Source organism: Saccharopolyspora shandongensis (genome assembly GCF_900106995.1).
GTDB classification, from domain to species: Bacteria; Actinomycetota; Actinomycetes; order Mycobacteriales; family Pseudonocardiaceae; genus Saccharopolyspora; species Saccharopolyspora shandongensis.
This window is the reverse complement of record NZ_FNOK01000001.1, coordinates 182,560-198,762: the sequence shown is the minus strand read 5'-3', so window position 1 is coordinate 198,762 and position 16,203 is coordinate 182,560. Positions and strand designations below refer to the sequence as shown.

Sequence of the window (16,203 nt, the reverse complement as noted above, 5' to 3'; positions counted from 1 at the left end):
TTTTGCGTGGCGGTGCGGGTGGCGGCCCCCCTGCGGGAGTTACAGACGCCGCCTGGTCTGTGGGAGCCCCGACTTACGTATGTCCAATACGCGGCGTCGGGGACTGGCCTCGCCCAGTAGCCCAGAAGGGCGGGCACAGCCTGAGAACCGCGGCGGTGCGAGTTGCTTAGGTGGGCTAAGCGGCTGCGCCGCTTCAAAAGCGCCCGTGTCGCGCCACAGCCTGTCAACGCGCTGGTCTGGTTCCAGGCGAACGCCACGTCCACCCGGTCCGCGCCGTGACCGGGTGGGCGTGGCGTTTTCGCCCGGTGCTCCGGCGGGCGTCGCGTTCTTCGCGAGCTTGTCCTTTATGTCTGGTTGCTCCACCGGATTGTGATCCAAGTGCACCGAGCCGGCTGTGCCGATTGCGGATAATGGAATTCGAGACGATCTTGGACGAGCCGGTGGGGGTGAGGAAATGGCCGTCGTGGTACCGGGAACTACCCCGCCGCGGTGGGAGCTCTACGAGGGGATGCCCTGCTGGATAGAGCTGATCACCACGGATCTCGAGCGGGCCCAGGAGTTCTACGCCGGGCTGTTCGACTGGACGTACGAAACCCATCGCGACCCGGTCTCCGGCGAACACGTGATCGCCATGCGCGAGGGATTCCCGGTGGCCAGCCTGCGCGCCGCCTCCGGTGACCAATCGAGCTGGCGGCTCTACCTGGCTACCGCGGACTGCGAGGCCTTCGCCGAGCAGGCCGTGGCGCTGGGCGCGACGGTGACCGTGCCGCGCAACGAGGTGCCCGGGCTGGGCGCCAAGACGGTGCTGGTCGGGCCGGCCGGGGCCGAGTTCGGGCTGCTGGAACCCGAGGAGTCCTGGCAGTTCGACGTCGGCCTGCCGGGCACCCTGATGTGGGCCGAGCTGGTCACCATCAAGGCGCAGACCGCGGACCACTTCTTCCAGGAGCTCTTCGGCTACAGCGCCGAGCAGTTCGGCACCGAGAACCGCTCGGACTACTCCGTCTGGTACCTCGGCGACGAGTCGGTGTGCGCCCGGGTCAGCATGATCCGCGACTTCATCACGGAGTCCACCAAGCCGCACTGGCTGCTGTACCTCGGCGTCGACGCGGAGGTCGGCACCGACGAGCTGGTCCGCCGCGCGATCGGCCTCGGCGGCCGCGTCCGGGTGGACCCGTACGACTCCAGCATCGGCCGGGTCTCGGTCCTCCGGGATCCCACCGGCGCCCGATTCGCGGTCATCGACCCAACGCAGGCCGGCGACTTCGGCACCGCCGCCAACTACGACCCCTACGAGGACTGACCGCCCGCTGGGGGGTCAGTCGGTCCGGTCGAGGACGGATTCCGGGCCCGGGTCGGGCTCCGGCCAGCCCGGGTACGGCGGCGGGGTGCCGCCGAAGGCCGGGCACAGCGGCTTGTGGTCGCAGTAGTCGCACAGGCGGCTGGGGTTCGGCCGGAAGTCACCCGTCTTGCCCGCCCGCAGGATCGCCCCCCAGATCGCCTCCAGGGTGCGCTCGAAGCGGCGCAGCTCCGTCTCGTCCGGCGTGTAGGCCAGCCGCTGCTTGCTGGCCAGGTACATCAGCAGCAGCTGGCGGGGGATTTCGCCGCGGGTGCGCCACAGCACCAGGGCGTAGAACTTCATCTGGAACATCGCCTTGGCCTCGCCGATCTCCCGCGGCGCGGCGCCGGTCTTGTAGTCGACCAGCCGGATCTCGCCGGTCGGGGCCACGTCGACGCGGTCGATGAACCCGCGCAGCAGCACCCCGGAGTCGAGTTCGGTCTCCACCCGCAGCTCGCAGGCCTCCGGCTCCAGCCGCCGCGGGTCCTCCAGCTCGAAGTAGGCGTCCAGCAGCACGTTCGCCGATTCCAGCCAGCCCGCCAGCTCGGGATCCTCGGGCCCGTCGAACAGCTCGCCGAGCTCGGGCTGCTGCGCGAGCAGCTCCTCCCACGCCGGCTGCAGCAGCGCTCGCGCCTGCGCCTGGTCGCGCTCGGCCGTCGGCAGCCCGAACAGCCGCTCCAGCACCGAATGCACCACGGTGCCGCGCACCTGCGCCTTGCTGGGCGTCTCCGGCAGCCGGTCCACGGCGCGGAACCGGTAGAGCAGCGGGCACTGCTTGAAATCGCTCGCGCGGGACGGGGACAGCGCCGGCCGCCTGGGCCCGCCGTCCTGGAGTGTCCCGCCTGTCGCCTGCGCAGGTTCCGCCATGGCCCGAGACCCTAATCGAGCCGACCGACACGCGATCACCCCCTGCACGGATCACGACTGCCTCACGGGTGGGGCACTACCCTGCGTGCATGCCGTCGACCGCGTCTCCTCCCGTCCGGCCCAAGTTGAACGACGGTGGCCTGCTGCTGTTCCGCATCGCCGGGGTGCCAGTGCTGCTGTCGCCGTCGTGGTGGCTCGGGGCGGCGCTGATCGTGCTGCTCTACACGCCGCTGGTGGGCCGGATCCTGCCGGGCGCGGGGATCTGGGAGAGCGCGCTGCTGGCGGCGGTGTTCACCGTGCTGCTGGCGGTTTCGGTGCTGCTGCACGAGCTCGGGCACTGCATCGTCGCGCTGCGCCTGGGGCTGCCGGTGCGGCGCGTTCGCCTGTTCCTGCTCGGCGGCCTGTCGGAGATCTCCCGCACGCCGCCGAAACCCACCCAGGAGGGCCTGATCGCGGCGGCCGGGCCCGCGGTGTCGATGGTGCTGGCGCTGGTGACCGGCATCGGCTGGTTCGCGCTGGTGCCCGGCGGCGCGATCTGGCTGCTGGTCGCGCAGACCTGCGTGGCGAACCTGGCGGTGGCGGTGTTCAACCTGCTGCCGGGCCTGCCGCTGGACGGCGGCCGGATGCTGCGGGCGCTGACCTGGCGGCTCACCGGCAAGCGCGCCACGGGCACCACGGCGGGCGTGATCGGCGCGGGAGCGGTGGCGGCGGTGCTGATCGGCTGGGCGCTGGTCGGCCTGCTCAACAACGCCCAGGACCAGTGGCTGCGGCTGGGCGTGTGCGTGCTGATGGCGTGGTTCGTGGTGGCCGGTGCGAGCGCGGAGCACGCGGCGGAGCAGCGCAAGCGCTGGCCGGCGGGCCTGGCGCTGGGGGACCTGGTGCGCCCGGTCCTGCAGCTCCCGGCGGAGAGCCCGGTGGGCGATGCGCTGCTGGCGGCGGCGGGCCGGGGCGTGGTGCTGGTGCGGGCCGACGGCATCGCGGTCGGGCTGCTCGACCAGACCGCGGCGGAGCGCCTGGCCACCCACACGCCGAACGAACCGGCCGAGCGCGCGGCCGAACCGGTCGACCCGGACACGATCCTGCTCGACAGCGAGACCCCGGACGCGATCCTGGAGCGGGTGCAGTCGGTGCTGGCCTGGCAGTTCCTCGTGGTCGACGGCGAGGGCAGGCCCAGCGGCGTGCTGCGCCGCGAGGACCTCCGCAACGCGCTCCGCTCCCGTCGCGGGTGAGCTGGAAGCCTTCTGCGACGATGGTGCGTTGTACCAGCGTGGAGAAGGTAGGCAGCACTTGAGCAGCACCGTCAGCGGTGAGTTCCAGCCCGGCGACCGGGTTCAGTTGACCGACCCGAAGGGCCGGAAGTACACGGTCGTCCTGGAACAGGGAGGCGAGTACCACACGCACCGCGGTGCCCTCGCGCACGACGACCTGATCGGCAAGCCGGAGGGCTCGGTGGTGACCTCGGCGGGCGGCACGTCGTTCCTGGCGCTGCGGCCGCTGCTGGCCGACTACGTGCTGTCGATGCCGCGCGGCGCCCAGGTCATCTACCCGAAGGACGCGGCGCAGATCCTGATGTGGGGCGACATCCGCCCGGGCGCGCGGGTGCTGGAGGCCGGTGCCGGATCGGGCGCGCTGAGCTGCTCCCTGCTGCGCGCGGTCGGCCCCGAGGGCAGCGTGACGTCGTTCGAGGTGCGCGAGGACCACGCGGAGCACGCGGAGCGCAACGTGCGGCGCTTCTTCGGCGACAAGCCGGACAACTGGACGCTGCAGCTGGGCGACGTCAAGGAGTACGGCGGCGAGCCGGTCGACCGGGTGGTGCTCGACATGCTCGCGCCGTGGGAAGTCCTGGACAAGATCCACGAGAAGCTGCTCCCCGGCGGCGTCCTGGTCGTCTACGTGGCCACGACGACCCAGCTGTCCCGGATCACGGAGGCGATCCGCGAGCAGCAGAACTGGACGGAACCGCAGTCCTGGGAAACGCTGCTGCGCCCGTGGCACGTGGTGGGCATGGCGGTCCGCCCGGACCACCGGATGGTGGCGCACACGGCGTTCCTCCTGACGACCCGCCGCCTGGCGGACGGCGTGACCCCGCCCCGCGTCCAACGCCGCCCCAGCAAGGGCTGAACCGCGAAACGGCCCGCCCCGATGACATCGGGGCGGGCCGTTTCGCGGTTCAGGCGTCGATCAGCAGAGCTTCCAGTCGCCGCCTTCGACGACCATCTTGAATTCCTGCTCCTCGGTCTGGGGAGGCATCTCGCTGAGGTCCCGGCCCATGATCGTGCCCGAAGCGGACATCGTGATGCTGACCTTGGCGGTGGCGGTGTTGTCGCCGTTGTCCTTGACCTCTCCCAGCTTGGCGTCGAACTTCAGGCTGTCGATGAACTTCTTGATGTCTTCCTGGCTGAGGCCGACTTCCTCGAGGCCCTCGAAGTCGCCGCCCTTGCCCTCCATGCCGTCGATGATCTTCTGGAACTCTTCCTTGTCCTTCTGGCAGGCCAAGGTCTGGAGGGTGGCGAAGTCCTTCTGGTTGATCGCGTCAACGCCTTCCTGGGCGGTGTCGCGGGGGTCGCCGGGGCCGCCGGTGAAGACGATCACCAGGGTGATCACCAGGCCGATCACGAGGAGGCCGCCGACGCCGCCCAGGATCCACGGCAGCGGGGACTTCTTCTTCGGCGCGTCGAAGCCCGGCTGGCCGAAGCCGCCGCCCTGCGGCGGGTACGGGGGCTGCTGGCCGAAGCCCTGCTGCGGCTGCGGGCCGCTCTGCGGGTACGCGCCGCCCTGCTGGGGCTGGCCGCCGCTGGGCGGGTAGGCACCGCCCGGCTGGCCGCCGAAGCCCTGCTGGGGCTGGCCGCCGCTGGGCGGGTAGGCACCGCCCGGCTGGCCGCCGAAGCCCTGCTGCGGCTGGCCACCGCTGGGCGGGTACTGGCCGCCGGGCTGCTGCCCCCAGCCGTCCTGCCCGGGCGGCTGCTGCGGTGGGTACGTCATGGGTCCTCCCCCTTGCTCACATGCTCTTGCTGTGGGCTCACTGGTCGAGCTGGCAGACCTTCCAGGTCCCGTCCTCCACGACCAGGCCCATCGTCTGGTCCACCGGTGTGGACGATCCGTCGGCCTCGTAGGTTCCGGTCAACTTTGCGGTGGCCTGGTCGCCACGCTCGGTCACCTCGCCGAGCCTGACGTTGAACTTCCACTGGCGGAGCTGGCTCATCGCCGTGTTCAGCTCGGCCTTGTTGGAGTCGCAGAACAGGCTGCTCACGCCGTTGAAGTCGCCGGCGTTGACCTTCTGGACGACCTGCTGCGCGATCGGCCGGGCCTCACCGGGCCCGCTGTTCAGCCAGAAGAACACCCCGACACCGGCCCCGGCGAGGACGACGAGCGCCCCGACCAGGCCGAGGATCAGCGGCAGCTTCGACTTCTTCCGCTGCGGCGGCTCGATGTCGGCGAAGCCGTTGGGCTCCTGGATCCAGGAGCCGGGGCCGAACTCGCTGCCCCACTGGGGGGCCATGGGCGCCTGCTGCGGCTGGTCCGGCCCTTGCTGGCCCCAGCCGGTGTGCTGGTTGCCGTAGAAGGCGGGCTGCTGCTGCGGGGCTTCCGGCGGGCCCTGCTGAGGGAACCCGTTGCCCGCGGGTTGCTGGCCCCACCCGCCCTGTCCAGGCTGCTGCGGCGGATAGGTCATAGCTCCTCCCCGGAGTGGTGCGTTGCTGCTTTCGGCGGCCGTAAGTAGATCAGAGCCAGTGACGGGTGGTGCACGGAGTGGACTTTTCGGCACTCAATCGTCATGGGGAATTCGCCGGGCGGAAGTGGCACGCGAGGGCAGTTGTTCCAAATGATGGGAGAAGTGCCGGATGCGCTCGCAGCAGGGGGTCGCAACGCCACCCGGTTGCCGGATCGGTTAACCCGGTTGCCCGCCGACCGCCCCGATCCGCGTGGCGCAACGGAAAACCGGTGCTCGCGGGGCCGCGTCGCCCGATCGGGAACGTATCGAACGGACCATGATCGTCAACGCAACGTGTCCGCCCCGCCCGGCCGAAAAGCGACCGGCTGGCGCCAACCTGGCCCGCCTCATGGGTATTCGCGGATTTTTGTGGCACGCTGGGCGATCCGGCGGGCATCAACGACGCCGCCGTCGTCGGTGATCGCCGGTACCGTGGTGGTACGAGCACGGGAGGAGGGTGCCGACATGCAGCACGACCGTCCCGGCAGCCGGCCTGAGGAGGGCGGCGAGCAGTACAGCGGTGGCTCCGCAGAACTCCGCAGCCAGATTCGTCTCCTGGAAGACGAGGTTGCACTGCTGCGCCGCAGGCTCAACGAGTCTCCCCAACAGGCCCGGTTGCTGGAAAAGCGGCTGGCCGAGGCATCCGAGAGAGTGAGCCAGCTCACCGAACGGAACGCCAAACTCACCGAGACCCTGAAGGAAGCGCGGGGCCAGCTGATGGCGCTGCGCGAAGAAGTCGACCGCCTCGCGCAGCCCCCCAGCGGTTACGGGGTCTTCCTGCGCGGTTACGAGGACAGCACGGTCGACGTGTTCACGTCTGGTCGCAAGATGCGGGTGGCGGTGTCGCCCAACGTCGAGACGGAGGAACTGAGACTGGGCCAGTCAGTGCGCCTCAACGAGGCCCTGACGGTGGTGGAGGCTGGCGCGTTCGAGCGAACCGGTGAGGTCTGCACCTTCCGGGAGCTCCTGTCCAGCGGTGCCGGGGAGAGCCCCCGGGCGCTGGTGCTGGGCCACACCGATGAGGAACGCGTCGTGTGGGTCACCGAACCGCTGGCCGCGTCCGGGCTGAAGGCCGGCGACTCGGTGCTGATCGACAGCAAGGCGGGCTACGCCTACGACGTGGTGCCGAAGGCCGAGGTCGAAGACCTCGTGCTGGAGGAGGTGCCCGACGTCGGGTACCAGGACATCGGTGGGTTGGCCGGCCAGATCGAGCAGATCCGGGACGCGGTGGAGCTGCCGTTCCTGCACTCCGACCTCTACATCGAGTACCAGCTGCGGCCGCCGAAGGGCGTGTTGCTGTACGGCCCGCCGGGCTGCGGCAAGACGCTGATCGCGAAGGCCGTCGCCAACTCGCTGGCGAAGCAGGTCGCCGCCGCGCGCGGCGACGACGACGGTCACGCCAAGTCCTTCTTCCTGAACATCAAGGGCCCCGAACTCCTCAACAAGTTCGTCGGTGAAACCGAGCGGCACATCCGGCTGATCTTCCAGCGGGCGCGGGAGAAGGCCTCCGAGGGCACCCCGGTGATCGTGTTCTTCGACGAGATGGACTCGATCTTCCGGACCCGCGGCAGCGGCGTCTCCTCCGACGTGGAGACGACCATCGTGCCGCAGCTGCTCAGCGAGATAGACGGTGTCGAAGGGCTCGAGAACGTCATCGTCATCGGCGCCTCCAACCGCGAGGACATGATCGACCCGGCGATCCTGCGGCCGGGGCGGCTGGACGTGAAGATCAAGATCGAGCGTCCGGACGCGGAGTCGGCGAAGGACATCTTCTCCAAGTACCTGACCAAGGCACTGCCGATCCACGAGGAAGACCTCAAGGAGTTCGGCGGCGACAAGGGCGCGTGCGTGGAGGCGATGATCCAGACCACGGTCGAGCGGATGTACGCCGAGACCGAGGAGAACCGGTTCCTGGAGGTCACCTACGCCAACGGCGACAAGGAAGTCCTGTACTTCAAGGACTTCAACTCGGGCGCGATGATCCAGAACATCGTGGACCGGGCGAAGAAGGCGGCCATCAAGGCGGTGCTGGAGACCCGCCAGCCGGGCCTGCGCGTGCAGCACCTGCAGGACGCCATCATCGACGAGTTCGCCGAGAACGAGGACCTGCCCAACACCACCAACCCGGACGACTGGGCCCGCATCTCCGGCAAGAAGGGCGAGCGGATCGTCTACATCCGCACCCTGGTCAGCGGGAAGAACCAGGAATCCGGCCGAGCGATCGACACGGCCACGAACACCGGCCAGTACCTGTAAGGCCGAGCTCGGGGCCGCCATCCCAGCGAGGGTGGCGGCCCCGAGCTGTGCGGCGGGCCGACAGAGGTTAGGTTCCAGGCATGCTCCCAGCGCAACGATCGGTGCAGCGCCTAGGACTCGGCCTCGCCGCGCTCGGCAGGCCCGCGTACATCAACGTCGGCCGTGCCGCCGTGCTGCCCGTGCAGCGCACCGCGCAGGCGATGCGGGAACGCACCCGGACGGTGCTCGACGCCGCGTACGCCAACGGGATCCGCTGGGTGGACACGGCCCGCTCCTACGGCAGCGCCGAGCAGTTCCTCGCGGACTGGCTGCGGGAACGCGGCCACCAGGACGTCGCGGTGTCCAGCAAGTGGGGCTACGCCTACGTCGCGCAGTGGCGCATCGAAACCGAGGTGCACGAGGTCAAGGAGCACTCGGTGGAACGCCTGCGCACCCAGTGGGCCGAGACCCGGACGCTGCTCGGCGACCGCATCGACCTCTACCAGGTGCATTCGCTGACCACCAGCAGCCCGCTGTTCGACGACCTGGCGCTGCAGCACGAGCTGGCGCGGATCCGGGACGCCGGGGTGCAGCTGGGCTTCTCCACCAGCGGCGCGGCGCAGGGCGAAACCATCGAGCGCGCCTGGGAGATCGAGGTGGGCGGGCGGCAGCTGTTCAGCGCCGTGCAATCCACTTGGAACACCCTGGAGCCGTCCGCGAGCCGCTTCCTGGCCGAGGCGCACACCGGCGGCTGGCGGGTGCTGGTGAAGGAAACCCTGGCGAACGGGCGGCTCGCGGTGGATCCGCCCGCGGAGCTCACCAGGGTCGCCGACCGGCACGGCGTGGGCACCGATGCCATCGCGCTCGCGCACGTGCTGCGGCAGCCCTGGGCCGACGTGGTGCTCGTCGGCGCGGCCAGCGTCGAGCAGCTGGAGTCGAACCTGGCGGCCAGCCGGGTGGAACTCACCGAGCGGGACCTCGACGCGCTGAGCCGGCTGGCCCGCGACGCCGCGACCTACTGGGGCGAACGCGCCGAACTCCCTTGGCACTGAGCCAAGGGCTGTTTCCAGGCTCGTTTTGCGTGGCGGTGCGGGTAGCGGCCCCCCTGCGGGAGTTGCTGTCGTCTTCTCGCTGTGGGATCCCCGACATCATGAATGCCAATTCACCACGTCGGGGCTGTCCTCGCGAGAAGACACCTGAGAACCCGCGGCGGTGCAAGTTGCGAGGGTGGGCTAAGCGGCTGCGCCGCTTGAAAAACGAAGATCAAAGAATCGGTTCACGACCGGGCGAACCACTCTTCGGTGAACTGGCGGCCGTCCGGCACGAACGGCCACCCAGGATCGTTCAGGCGCTCGCGGAGCTCGTCCAGGGGCATCCACCAGCCATCGGCGACTTCTTCGGGCTGGTGGACGATCGGGCCGTCCCACAGCGCCTCGTGGAGGAACGCGTGGAACCGCACGCTGCCCAGTTCGTGCAAGGTCTGGAACAGGGGCCGGATCGACGCCTCGTGCACCCCGAGCTCCTCGGCGAGCTCGCGCTTCGCGGTGACCTCCGGGGCCTCCCCGGCGGCGACCACACCGCCCGCCCAGCAGTCGTGCATGCCGGGGTAGATGTCCTTGGTGTCGGTGCGGCGGTGCACGTAGACCTGGCTGCGGTCCGGCGACAGCACGAGCACCTCGCCGACCGCGTGCCAGAGGCCCTCGGCGCGCATCCGCCGTCGCGTCGCGCTGCCCACGACACGCCCGGCCGCGTCGTACACCGCCACTGCTTCATCGCCCGCGCTCATGGCCCAATCGTCGCACCCTCCCTTCGAGGCACACGCGTTGCGCCGAATCGGGTCGACTCGGATCCCTGTGGCGTGCGGCACTCCGCTTGGTCGGTGAGACCCCGTACGCTGCGAGGTATGCGGCGGATCATGGGAACCGAGGTGGAGTACGGCATCGTCGTGCCGGGCGATTCCAGCGCCAACCCGGTGCTGACCTCCACGCACATCGTGCTGGCCTACGCGGCGGCGGCCGACATCCCGCGAGCGCGGCGCGCGCGCTGGGACTACGAGGTCGAGTCGCCGTTGCGCGACGCCCGCGGTTTCGACCTCAGCACCGCGGCGCAGCAGACCAACGGATCGGACGGCGACGACCTCGGGGCGGCCAACGTCATCCTCACCAACGGCGCGCGGCTGTACGTCGACCACGCGCACCCCGAGTACTCGGCGCCCGAGGTGACCAACCCGCGTGACGCGGTCATCTGGGACAAGGCCGGTGAGCGCGTCATGGAGGAGGCGGCGATCCGGGCCGCCAGCGTGCCCGGCAGCGCGCCGATCCAGCTGTACAAGAACAACGTCGACGGCAAGGGCGCCAGCTACGGCACCCACGAGAACTACCTGATGGCCCGCAGCACCCCGTTCACCTCGGTGATCGGCGGCCTGACCCCGTTCTTCGCGTCCCGCCAGGTGATCTGCGGTTCGGGGCGCGTCGGCATCGGCCAGGCGGGGGAGAAGGCCGGCTTCCAGCTCTCCCAGCGCTCCGACTACATCGAGGTCGAGGTCGGCCTGGAGACGACGCTCAAGCGCGGCATCATCAACACCCGCGACGAGCCGCACGCCGACGCGGACAAGTACCGGCGGCTGCACGTCATCATCGGCGACGCCAACCTCGCGGAGACCTCCACCTACCTCAAGCTCGGCGCCACCGCGCTGGTGCTGGACATGATCGAGTCGGGGCAGCGCTTCGACGACCTGAAACTGTCCGACCCGGTGCAGGCGGTGCACCTGATCAGCCACGACCCGACCCTCAAGCAGACCGTCGAGCTCACCGACGGGCGCCGGTTCACCGGTCTGGACATGCAGCGCGCCTATCACGAGCGCGCCGCCCGGTACCTCGACGAGCACGGCGGCGAGCGCGTCGCCCACGACGTCCTGAACACCTGGGGCGAGGTGCTGGACCTGCTCGGCGGCGACCCGATGGACTGCGCCGACCGGCTGGACTGGCCCGCCAAGCTCCGGCTCATGGAGAGCTACCGGGCGCGCGACGGCCTGGGCTGGGCGTCGCTGCGGCTGCACATGGTCGACCTGCAGTACTCCGACGTCCGCCTGGACAAGGGCCTGTACAACCGGCTGGTCGCGCGCGGCTCGATGAAGCGCCTGGTCAGCGAGGAGGAGGTGCGGGATGCGGTGACCACGCCGCCGGAGGACACCCGCGCCTACTTCCGCGGCCGGTGCCTGGAGCGCTACCCGTCCGAGGTGGCGGCGGCGTCCTGGGATTCGGTCATCTTCGACCTGGGCCGGGAATCCCTGGTGCGCATCCCGACGTTGGAACCGCTACGCGGCACCAAGGCCCACGTGGGAGCCCTGCTGGAGGCGGCGGCCAGCGCCGAAGAGCTGGTCGACTCGCTGACGAAGGGCTGATCCACCGGTCCGTGAACACGTTTCGTGCACGTCAGCCCGGTGCGGATGATCGAAAAGACGCCCGGCTGGACGTGGGCGAACGGGTGTCGGATGGGTAGTGTTCACAGCAGGGTGTCCCCATTGCCGGGAGAGCACCCGGAAGGCGAGCACCGGGAGGCAAGATGTCCCAGGAAAAGGTTCAGCGGCACGGCGGGGGCGAAGGCGACGAAGAGCAGGGCCCGGAGGCCGCCGGTCAGGAACGTCGCGAGAAGCTCGGCGACGACGTCGACGCCATGATCGACGAGATCGACGACGTCCTGGAGGAGAACGCCGAGGACTTCGTCCGCGCCTACGTGCAGAAGGGCGGCCAGTAGCCCGCGGGCCCGGTCGTGACGCCGACGCCGGGCCGGAAACTCCGGCCCGGCGTTGTCGGCTGCGCGCCGGATCATGACTAAAGTGCTGTTGAAGTCGCAAGCCCTTCGATCGGGAGACGATGTCGCTGATGGATCCGAGCTCGGGCCAGGCCCTGCCCGCCGCCTACCTCACGCCGGGGTCTTACTCGTTCACCGACTTCCTCCGCGCGACCGCGCCCGAACTGCTGCCCGGCGGCCGCGGCTTGCCGGAGGGCACCGTGCAGGCCCCGCACGGCACCACGATCGTCGCGGTGACCTTCCGCGGCGGCGTCCTGCTGGCCGGTGACCGCCGAGCCACCATGGGCAACCTGATCGCCCAGCGGGACATGGAGAAGCTGTTCGTCACCGACGCCTACTCGGCCGTCGGCATCGCGGGCACCGCCGGGGTCGCGCAGGAGCTCGTCAAGCTGTACGCGGTGGAGCTGGAGCACTACGAGAAGCTCGAAGGCGTCTCGCTCTCGTTGGACGGCAAGGCGAACCGGCTGGCCAACATGCTGCGCGGCAACCTCCAGGCCGCGATGCAGGGCCTCGCGGTGGTGCCGCTGTTCGCCGGGTACGACCTCGACGCCGATGACCCCGACCGGGCCGGCCGGATCGTCTCCTACGACGTCGTCGGCGGCCGGTACGACGAGGTCGCCGGTTACCACGCGGTCGGTTCGGGTTCGCTGTTCGCGAAGTCGGCGCTGAAGAAGCGCTACGACCCGGACGCCGACGCCGACGCCGCCGTGCGCGCGGCGGTCGAGGCGCTCTACGACGCGGCGGACGACGACTCCGCCACCGGTGGCCCCGACGTGTCCCGGCGCATCTTCCCGTCGGTCATCACCATCACCGCCGCGGACGGCGCCGTGCGGGTGCCCGAGGAGCGGACGGCCGAGGTCGCCACCGAGGTGATCAACGGCCGGTTGGAGAACCCCGGCGGCTGACGCCGTGGCCCGGTGCCGCCGGGCCCCGATCACGCCTGCCCGAGCGAGCAGATTCGAACCAGGAGTGCACAGCCGTGACGATGCCGTTCTACACCTCTCCCGAGCAGTTGATGCGGGAGCGTTCCGAGCTGGCCCGCAAGGGCATCGCGCGGGGCCGCAGCGTGGTGGTGCTGAAGTACGCCGGTGGCGTGCTGTTCGTCGCCGAGAACCCGTCTCCGACGCTGCACAAGGTCTCCGAGATCTATGACCGCATCGGATTCGCCGCGGTGGGCCGCTACAGCGAGTTCGAGGCGCTGCGGGTGGCCGGCGTGCGGATCGCCGACGTCCGCGGGTATTCCTACGACCGCCGCGACGTCACCGGACGGTCGCTGGCCAACACCTACGCCCAGCACCTCGGCGCGATCTTCACCGAGCAGATCAAGCCGTTCGAGGTGGAGATCTGCGTGGCGGAGGTCGGTTTCACCGCCGAGACGGACCAGCTGTACCGGCTGACCTACGACGGGTCCATCGTGGACGAACCGCAGTTCGTCGTGATGGGCGGCCAGGCCGACGCGATCGCCGGCACGCTGAAGGATTCCTTCAGCGACGGGCTGGAGCTCGCCGACGCGACGAAGCTCGCGGTCGAGGCGCTGTCCTCGGGCGGGGACAGCACCCGGGAGCTGGGCATCGGCCAGCTCGAGGTGGCGGTGCTCGACCGCGTCCGGCCGCACCGCACCTTCCGCCGCATCACGGGCGCGGCGCTGACGGCGCTGCTCCCGGTCAAGGAGCCGGAGTCCGAAGCGGAGGAGTCCGCCGACGGCGATTCCGCGGACGAGACCAAGAAGGACAAGTAAGTCCCTTCGGTCACCGGTGGAGGGCATCTTCCAGCGAGGAGGTGCCCTCCACCGCTGTCCGGGCTCCCCGGACGGCCGCCCGCCGCCCGTGCCGGGCCCGGATTCGGTTGGTGGCCACAAGATGCTGTGGTTTCTGGTGCTGTTGAGCACCTCTGATGCGATGTGGGCCGGCTTCGCGGTGGCCGCGCGCTGAGCTGGGGCGGGTCGGCAGGTGGGCGTGATGACGCGGTGCAACCGGTCGCGCGCGAGAAAAGCATCACCGGTGCCCGAACGGCGGACCGCCGAGAAGCCCCGTTTGCGCCTAGTGTGGAAGCATGCAGCGGCGGATCTTCGGCATCGAAACCGAGTTCGGGGTCACCTGCACGTTCCACGGGCAGCGGCGACTGTCCCCGGACGAGGTGGCCAGATACCTGTTCCGGCGGGTCGTGTCGTGGGGAAGGTCTTCGAACGTCTTCCTCCGCAACGGGGCCCGGCTCTACCTCGACGTGGGCTCGCATCCGGAGTACGCCACGGCGGAATGCGACGACCTCGTCCAGCTCGTCACCCACGACAAGGCGGGCGAGCGGATCCTGGAGGACCTGCTCATCGACGCCGAACGCCGGTTGACCGACGAGGGCATCGGCGGGGACATCTTCCTGTTCAAGAACAACACCGACTCGGCGGGCAACTCCTACGGCTGCCACGAGAACTACCTGGTCGGCCGGTCCGGGGAGTTCTCCCGGATCGCGGACGTGCTGCTGCCGTTCCTGGTGACCCGCCAGCTCATCTGCGGCGCCGGGAAGGTGCTGCAGACCCCGCGCGGTGCCGTGTACTGCCTGTCGCAGCGCGCCGAGCACATCTGGGAGGGCGTCTCCAGCGCGACGACCCGCTCGCGGCCGATCATCAACACCCGCGACGAGCCGCACGCCGACGCCGAGCGGTACCGCCGGCTGCACGTCATCGTCGGTGACTCCAACATGTCCGAGGTGACCACGCTGCTCAAGGTCGGCTCGGCGAACCTGGTGCTGGAGATGGTCGAACAGGGCGTGCAGTTCCGGGACTTCAGCCTGGACAACCCGATCCGCGCGATCCGCGAGATCAGCCACGACCTCACCGGGCGGCGCACGGTCCGGCTGGCCGGCGGCCGGGAGGCGTCCGCGCTGGACATCCAGCGGGAGTACTACGGCCGGGCGGTCGACCACGTGGCACGGCGCGGTTCGGACCCGATGACCGAGCGGATCCTGGAGCTGTGGGGCCGCACGCTGGACGCGATCGAGCAGCAGGACTTCTCGCTGATCGACCGGGAGATCGACTGGGCGATCAAGCACCGGCTGCTGGAGCGGTACCGCAACAAGCACGGCCTGGAGCTGTCCAGCCCGCGCATCGCCCAGCTCGACCTCGCCTATCACGACATCCGCCAGGGCCGCGGGCTGTTCGACATGCTGCAGCGCAAGGACCTGGTGGACCGGGCGACCGAGGACGGCGAGATCGAGGCGGCCAAGGACACGCCGCCGCAAAGCACGCGGGCGAAGCTGCGCGGTGACTTCATCGCCGCCGCGCAGGCCGCGGGCCGGGACTTCACCGTGGACTGGGTGCACCTGAAGCTCAACGACCAGGCGCAGCGGACCGTCCTGTGCAAGGACCCGTTCCGGGCGGTCGACGAGCGGGTGGAGCGGCTGATCAGCTCGCTGTGACCGGACGAGGGCGCCCCGCACCGAGTAATTCGGTGCGGGGCGCCTCTGCTGCGGCGGGACTCAGCGGTTCGGGTCTTGGCCGACCGGGCGGATGACCACTTCGTTGACGTCGACGCCGGGGGACTGGCCGAGGGCGTAGAGGACGGCGTTGGCGATGTCCTCCGCGCGGAGCTTCGGGACGCCCTGGGTGGACGCCGTCATCTCGGTTTCGACCATGCCCGGCTGGACGAGGGTGACCCGGACGCCGGTGCCCACGCATTCGGCGCGAATGTTCTGCGCCAGTCCCGTGACCGCCCACTTGGTGGCCGAGTAGAGGCTTCCGGGGCGGATGCCGCGGCCGGCGTTCGAGCCGGTCAGCAGCAGGTGGCCGCTCGTGCGGGTGAGCGCGGGCAGCGCCGCGCGGGCGGTGATGGCGGCGCCGTAGACGTTCGTCAGGACCATGTCGCGCCACTGCTCGGGGTCCGCGCCGCCGTTGCCCAGGAACGACGTCTCCAGGCTCAGCCCGGCGTTGGCGAACGCCGCGTCCAGGCGCCCGAAGTGGTCCTCGACGTGTTGGACGGCGGCGGAGAGCGCGGGCCAGTCGGTGATGTCGCAGGGCAGGGCCAGCGCGTCGTCGCCCAGCTCGTCGACCAGCGGGGCAAGGGCGTCCGCGGAGCGGGAGAGCAGGGCGAGGCGGTAGCCGGCCGCTGCGGCGGCGCGGGCGGTGGCCGCGCCGATGCCGCGCGACGCACCGGTGATCAACATGACGGGTTCGGCCATGCCGCCACCCTACGCTCAGTGAATATCTTTCATGTCTGCGAAGGCTTCAGTGTCGATCGAAATCAACGCGCGG

General features: G+C 70.1%; 15 protein-coding genes. 10 read left to right on the top strand and 5 right to left on the bottom strand.

Annotated elements, in window-relative coordinates:
* Positions 1-454: 454 nt before the first annotated feature.
* Positions 455-1,300 (top strand): VOC family protein, encoded by an 846-nt coding sequence (locus BLW84_RS00975; RefSeq protein ID WP_093260194.1) that lies wholly within the window; start codon positions 455-457, stop codon positions 1,298-1,300.
* A 15-nt stretch (positions 1,301-1,315) separates the two neighbouring features.
* Here the strand turns inward: BLW84_RS00975 and BLW84_RS00970 are convergent, their stop codons facing one another.
* Positions 1,316-2,203 carry a RecB family exonuclease gene (locus BLW84_RS00970; protein ID WP_093260192.1) on the bottom strand — a complete coding sequence of 296 codons (888 nt, stop codon included), beginning with the start codon at positions 2,201-2,203 and terminating at the stop codon, positions 1,316-1,318.
* A gap of 89 nt (positions 2,204-2,292) precedes the next feature.
* On the opposite strand from BLW84_RS00970, the gene BLW84_RS00965 reads away from it, so the two are divergent.
* Together BLW84_RS00965 and BLW84_RS00960 are read left to right on the top strand one after the other, a co-directional pair.
* Complete coding sequence (locus BLW84_RS00965; RefSeq protein WP_093260190.1) at positions 2,293-3,432, top strand: site-2 protease family protein; 1,140 nt, start codon at positions 2,293-2,295, stop codon at positions 3,430-3,432.
* A gap of 58 nt (positions 3,433-3,490) precedes the next feature.
* Positions 3,491-4,324, top strand: coding sequence for a tRNA (adenine-N1)-methyltransferase (locus tag BLW84_RS00960; RefSeq protein ID WP_093260188.1), 834 nt, complete (start codon positions 3,491-3,493; stop codon positions 4,322-4,324).
* A 60-nt stretch (positions 4,325-4,384) separates the two neighbouring features.
* Here the strand turns inward: BLW84_RS00960 and BLW84_RS47160 are convergent, their stop codons facing one another.
* On the bottom strand, positions 4,385-5,185 hold the full coding sequence (locus BLW84_RS47160; RefSeq protein WP_093260186.1) for a hypothetical protein: 801 nt from the start codon (positions 5,183-5,185) through the stop codon (positions 4,385-4,387).
* 37 nt (positions 5,186-5,222) lie between these two features.
* Positions 5,223-5,873 (bottom strand): Rv0361 family membrane protein, encoded by a 651-nt coding sequence (locus BLW84_RS00950; RefSeq protein ID WP_093260184.1) that lies wholly within the window; start codon positions 5,871-5,873, stop codon positions 5,223-5,225.
* Positions 5,874-6,377: 504 nt separating this feature from the next.
* Here BLW84_RS00950 and arc point away from each other — a divergent pair.
* Positions 6,378-8,168 (top strand): proteasome ATPase, encoded by a 1,791-nt coding sequence (gene arc / locus BLW84_RS00945; RefSeq protein WP_093260182.1) that lies wholly within the window; start codon positions 6,378-6,380, stop codon positions 8,166-8,168.
* 80 nt (positions 8,169-8,248) lie between these two features.
* Positions 8,249-9,199 (top strand): aldo/keto reductase, encoded by a 951-nt coding sequence (locus tag BLW84_RS00940; protein WP_093260180.1) that lies wholly within the window; start codon positions 8,249-8,251, stop codon positions 9,197-9,199.
* A gap of 224 nt (positions 9,200-9,423) precedes the next feature.
* On the opposite strand, the gene BLW84_RS00935 is transcribed toward BLW84_RS00940, so the two are convergent.
* Entirely contained in the window at positions 9,424-9,933 is a 510-nt protein-coding gene (locus tag BLW84_RS00935) for an NUDIX hydrolase (RefSeq protein WP_093260178.1), read from the bottom strand.
* 117 nt (positions 9,934-10,050) lie between these two features.
* Here BLW84_RS00935 and dop point away from each other — a divergent pair, with 117 nt between their 5' ends.
* The 5 genes from dop to pafA all read left to right on the top strand — a co-directional run bounded on the left by dop (position 10,051) and on the right by pafA (position 15,371).
* On the top strand, positions 10,051-11,550 hold the full coding sequence (gene dop, locus BLW84_RS00930; RefSeq protein ID WP_093260176.1) for a depupylase/deamidase Dop: 1,500 nt from the start codon (positions 10,051-10,053) through the stop codon (positions 11,548-11,550).
* Between the two features lie 161 nt (positions 11,551-11,711).
* Entirely contained in the window at positions 11,712-11,903 is a 192-nt protein-coding gene (locus BLW84_RS00925) for a ubiquitin-like protein Pup (RefSeq protein WP_093260174.1), read from the top strand.
* A gap of 128 nt (positions 11,904-12,031) precedes the next feature.
* Positions 12,032-12,865, top strand: coding sequence for a proteasome subunit beta (gene prcB, locus BLW84_RS00920; protein ID WP_093260509.1), 834 nt, complete (start codon positions 12,032-12,034; stop codon positions 12,863-12,865).
* Positions 12,866-12,939: 74 nt separating this feature from the next.
* Positions 12,940-13,698, top strand: coding sequence for a proteasome subunit alpha (gene prcA / locus BLW84_RS00915; protein WP_093260172.1), 759 nt, complete (start codon positions 12,940-12,942; stop codon positions 13,696-13,698).
* 314 nt (positions 13,699-14,012) lie between these two features.
* Positions 14,013-15,371: a Pup--protein ligase gene (pafA, locus tag BLW84_RS00910; RefSeq protein WP_093260170.1), complete on the top strand. Its 1,359-nt coding sequence runs from the start codon at positions 14,013-14,015 to the stop codon at positions 15,369-15,371.
* Between the two features lie 60 nt (positions 15,372-15,431).
* On the opposite strand, the gene BLW84_RS00905 is transcribed toward pafA, so the two are convergent.
* A complete protein-coding gene (locus tag BLW84_RS00905; protein WP_093260168.1) occupies positions 15,432-16,130 on the bottom strand; it encodes an SDR family oxidoreductase in 699 nt (232 codons plus the stop codon).
* Positions 16,131-16,203: the final 73 nt, after the last annotated feature.

What these genes read in the sequence shown, in the direction of transcription:
- BLW84_RS00975 (WP_093260194.1), top strand. Translation starts at nt 455, where the DNA reads ATGGCCGTCGTGGTACCGGGAACTACCCCGCCGCGGTGGGAGCTCTAC.
- BLW84_RS00970 (WP_093260192.1), bottom strand. Translation starts at nt 2,203, where the DNA reads ATGGCGGAACCTGCGCAGGCGACAGGCGGGACACTCCAGGACGGCGGG.
- BLW84_RS00965 (WP_093260190.1), top strand. Translation starts at nt 2,293, where the DNA reads ATGCCGTCGACCGCGTCTCCTCCCGTCCGGCCCAAGTTGAACGACGGT.
- BLW84_RS47160 (WP_093260186.1), bottom strand. Translation starts at nt 5,185, where the DNA reads ATGACGTACCCACCGCAGCAGCCGCCCGGGCAGGACGGCTGGGGGCAG.
- BLW84_RS00950 (WP_093260184.1), bottom strand. Translation starts at nt 5,873, where the DNA reads ATGACCTATCCGCCGCAGCAGCCTGGACAGGGCGGGTGGGGCCAGCAA.
- arc (WP_093260182.1), top strand. Translation starts at nt 6,378, where the DNA reads ATGCAGCACGACCGTCCCGGCAGCCGGCCTGAGGAGGGCGGCGAGCAG.
- BLW84_RS00940 (WP_093260180.1), top strand. Translation starts at nt 8,249, where the DNA reads ATGCTCCCAGCGCAACGATCGGTGCAGCGCCTAGGACTCGGCCTCGCC.
- BLW84_RS00935 (WP_093260178.1), bottom strand. Translation starts at nt 9,933, where the DNA reads ATGAGCGCGGGCGATGAAGCAGTGGCGGTGTACGACGCGGCCGGGCGT.
- dop (WP_093260176.1), top strand. Translation starts at nt 10,051, where the DNA reads ATGCGGCGGATCATGGGAACCGAGGTGGAGTACGGCATCGTCGTGCCG.
- BLW84_RS00925 (WP_093260174.1), top strand. Translation starts at nt 11,712, where the DNA reads ATGTCCCAGGAAAAGGTTCAGCGGCACGGCGGGGGCGAAGGCGACGAA.
- prcB (WP_093260509.1), top strand. Translation starts at nt 12,032, where the DNA reads ATGGATCCGAGCTCGGGCCAGGCCCTGCCCGCCGCCTACCTCACGCCG.
- pafA (WP_093260170.1), top strand. Translation starts at nt 14,013, where the DNA reads ATGCAGCGGCGGATCTTCGGCATCGAAACCGAGTTCGGGGTCACCTGC.
- BLW84_RS00905 (WP_093260168.1), bottom strand. Translation starts at nt 16,130, where the DNA reads ATGGCCGAACCCGTCATGTTGATCACCGGTGCGTCGCGCGGCATCGGC.